The organism is Klebsiella sp. Ech2A (genome assembly GCF_030078455.1).
Taxonomy (GTDB): Bacteria; Pseudomonadota; Gammaproteobacteria; order Enterobacterales; family Enterobacteriaceae; genus Klebsiella; species Klebsiella terrigena.
Genome location: NZ_JAQGFU010000325.1, coordinates 1 through 3007, shown reverse-complemented (window position 1 = coordinate 3007; position 3007 = coordinate 1). Strand labels below are relative to the sequence as shown.

The 3007-nt window shown below is 62.0% G+C and carries 2 protein-coding genes and 1 pseudogene; all 3 read right to left on the bottom strand.

Annotation, left to right across the window (positions count from 1 at the left end; translation table 11 throughout):
• A pseudogene (locus tag PFH44_RS26340) lies at nucleotides 1-1367 on the bottom strand (LLM class flavin-dependent oxidoreductase); the annotation flags it as partial.
• Between the two features lie 31 nt (nucleotides 1368-1398).
• Nucleotides 1399-2520 carry a M20 peptidase aminoacylase family protein gene (locus PFH44_RS26335; RefSeq protein ID WP_045855257.1) on the bottom strand — a complete coding sequence of 374 codons (1122 nt, stop codon included), beginning with the start codon at nucleotides 2518-2520 and terminating at the stop codon, nucleotides 1399-1401.
• Nucleotides 2517-3007 (bottom strand): LLM class oxidoreductase (locus tag PFH44_RS26330; protein ID WP_463671581.1); only part of this gene is annotated, 491 nt, incomplete at its 5' end. The genes PFH44_RS26335 and PFH44_RS26330, both read right to left, overlap by 4 nt.

Genomic DNA, 3007 nt, shown 5'->3' with positions numbered 1-3007 from the left:
GGGCGAGCGCGAGAATAAGTGACTTTTTGTGCATAGCGGGTGTTCTCTTATTATTGTTGTTGGAATTGATTGACCGGCTCGGCCAGCCCTAAGCTTGCACGCAGGGTGGTGCCGGGATACTCCGCGCGGAACAGCTCCCGCTGCTGCAGAATGGGCACCACCTGGTCAACAAAGCGCGGGAAGGCGTCCGGCGTGCCGCCCTGGATAATAAAACCGTCGGCGGCCCGCTGTTCAAACCACTGCTGCAAACCGTCGGCGACCTGCTGCGGCGTTCCGGAAAAGCGCGGACGCGGGCTGGCGGCTTCCAGCGCCACCTGGCGCAGGGTCAGGCCGCGCTCGCGGGCGCTGCGCTTGATCTCATCCGTGGTGCTGCGGAAGCTGTTTTGTCCGAGATCGCCGATGTCCGGGAACGGCGCATCAAGCGGGTACTGCGCAAAGTCGTGATGTTCGAAATAGCGTCCGAGGTAGTTCAGGGCATCCTCAACCGATACCAGCGCGGCGGTGGTCTGATACTGCTGCTCCACGTCTTCGGCGCTGTCGCCCACGATGACGCTGACGCCCTGGAAAATATGCAGTTCGTCTTCCTGGCGACCGTACGCCGCGAGCTGGCCTTTAACATCGCGATAAAACGCCTGCGCCTCCTCAAGAGAGTCCTGATGGGTAAAAATGGCGTCAGCATAGCTTGCCGCCAGCTTTTTACCATCATCAGAAGCGCCTGCCTGAAATATAATGGGGCGCCCCTGCGGCGTGCGGGCAATATTCAGCGGACCGGCAACCTTAAAAAAGTCGCCATGATGATCGAGGGCATGCAGCTTATTTTTATCAAAGAACTGGCCGCTGGCCTTATTGCGCACGAAGGCGTCCTCTTCCCATGAATCCCACAGCCCTTTAACCACCTTTAGATATTCATCCGCGATGCGATAGCGCAGCGCATGGTCGGGATGCTGAGCGCGGGAGAAGTTTTTTGCCGAGCCCTCCAGCGGGGAGGTGACGACGTTCCAGCCCGCCCGGCCCTGGCTGAGATGGTCGAGGCTGGCGAACTGGCGTGCGGTGGTAAAGGGCTCACTGTAGGAGGTGGATAGCGTGCCCACCAGGCCGAGATTGCGGGTCACCGCCGCCAGCGTGGAGAGCACCGTCAGCGGCTCAAAGCGGTTTAAAAAGTGCGGGATGGATTTCTCATTAATATACAGGCCGTCGGCGACGAATATAAAGTCAAGCTTACCCTCTTCCGCTTTTAACGCCGTTTGCTTAACAAACTCAAAATTAATGCTGGCATCCGCCTGCGCTAACGGGTGACGCCAGGCGGACATATTTCCCGAGGCGCCGTGTAATATGGTGCCAAGACGCAGCTGTCGTTTTTCAGACATAGTTCACCCTTCCCTTGCCGGTAATTAAAATTTAAATTTGCTGTAAAGCCCGTTCCGCCAGGGTCGCAAAATAGCGCGCCGCCGGGGCAATTAAACTCTCATCCGGATTAAATCCGGGATGGTGGAGACCGAATTCGCTGGCGCTGCCGATGCTGACAAAGGCGCCGGGAATATGCTGCAGGTAGACGGCAAAATCTTCCCCGCCCATGTGCAGGTCCGCGTGATGGGTACGGTAGCCGACGTCGTCGGCGACCTCGCTGGCAAACGCCGCCCAGCGCTCATCGTTCACCAGCGCCGTTGGCCCGGAGTACCAAAAAACATCGATCTGCGCGCCGAAGGCGCTGGCAAAACCGGCGGCAATTTCGCTTACCCGCGCCTTCACCCGCTGCTGCACTTCGCTGCTGTGGGTGCGCAGCGTCCCTTCCAGCTCCACGCTCTCCGGCAGAACGTTCCAGGTGTTGCCGCCCTGGATCCGCGTCACGCTCAGCACCACCGAGTCGAGGGTATTAACCTCCCGGCTGGCAACGCTCTGCAGCAGGGTGACCAGCTGGCTGGCAAGCAGGATGGCGTCTTTGCCCTCGTGCGGGCGCGCGGCGTGAGCGCCTTTGCCGGTGACCTTAAAGACGAAGCGATCGACGTTGGCATAAAAGGCGCCGCCGCGGGTGGCGAACTCTCCTACCGGCAGCCCCGGCTCGTTGTGCATGCCGAAAATGGCCGTCACTCCTTCCAGAGCGCCGGCGCGGATCAGCGTTTTGGCGCCGCCAAAGCTCTCTTCCGCCGGCTGGAACAGGATCCGCACCCGGCCCGGAAGCTGCGCTTCGCGCTCTTTGAGCAGCAGCGCGGCCCCCAGCATCACGCTGGTATGGATGTCGTGGCCGCAGGCGTGCATCACGCCTTCGTTTTGCGAGCGATAGGCCAGCCCGGTCGCTTCTTCGATCGGCAGCGCGTCAATATCCGCCCGCAGGGCTATGAGCTTTTCGCCGCTGCCTACCTCAACCACCAGGCCGGTTTTCAGCTCGTAGGGCAGCAGGCGCAGGCCGCCGCTTTGCAGCCAGTCGCGGATGCGCGCGGTGGTGGCCACCTCCTGCAGAGAGAGCTCCGGGTACTGGTGCAGCTCGCGCCGCCAGCGGATCAGCTGTTCAGCAAAGCTCATGGCAGCACCTCCGCGCCCTGATGGGCCTGAGCCAGCAGGCGCAGCGAGTTGAGCCGCGCCTCACCTTCGGCGACTGGCGTATCGATGATGAATTCGTCAATTCCCCACTCCGCGTGCAGGGCGTCCAGCTGCGCTTTGACCTCATCGGCGGTACCGGCCAGCAGGGAGGATTCACGGCGGGCGATGCGCGTCGGGGCGCTGCCCGCCTGGCGGGCAAAGGCGATCCCCTGAGCCTCGCTGCCAACGGTCACCCGCTGGCCGTTTTCCAGCTCGACGCCCCAGACCTCAACCTGCTGCGCGAGATCCCGCGCTGCTGCGCGATCCTCGGCGACGATCGCCTGCACGGCGATAATGGCATCCCGGCGGCTCAGCGTGCGCCAGCGGGTCAGCACCTCGCGAAGCAGCGCTTTATCACCGTTATGGTGGGCGGCAAAGACAAAGTTCCAGTCAAGCTGGGCGGCGAGACGAGCGCGCTCAAGACTGGCGC

Excerpts from the sequence above, each read along its gene's own strand:
- PFH44_RS26335 (WP_045855257.1), bottom strand. The coding sequence starts at position 2,520 with ATGAGCTTTGCTGAACAGCTGATCCGCTGGCGGCGCGAGCTGCACCAG.